This window comes from Shigella sp. FC1544 (genome assembly GCF_001722145.1).
Lineage (GTDB): Bacteria > Pseudomonadota > Gammaproteobacteria > Enterobacterales > Enterobacteriaceae > Escherichia > Escherichia coli.
Genome location: NZ_MECT01000523.1, coordinates 1 through 251 on the forward strand (window position 1 = coordinate 1; position 251 = coordinate 251).

Consider the following 251-nt stretch of genomic DNA (forward strand, 5'->3'; position numbering starts at 1 on the left):
GAAGGAGCTAATAATGAGCAGAAAAAACCAACGTTACTCTAAAGAGTTCAAAGCCGAAGCTGTCAGAACGGTTCTTGAAAATCAACTTTCGATCAGTGAAGGCGCTTCCCGATTATCCCTTCCTGAAGGCACTTTAGGACAATGGGTTACCGCCGCCAGAAAAGGGCTCGGTACTCCTGGTTCCCGCACGGTGGCTGAACTGGAATCTGAAATTCTGCAACTGCGTAAGGCGTTAAATGAAGCTCGCCTTG

1 protein-coding gene is annotated in these 251 nt (G+C 48.2%); it reads left to right on the plus strand.

Annotated features, from left to right (window positions below):
* Positions 1–13: 13 nt before the first annotated feature.
* Positions 14–251, plus strand: a 238-nt coding sequence (locus tag BGK49_RS19345) for a transposase (RefSeq protein WP_032335914.1), incomplete at its 3' end; no start/stop codon positions are given.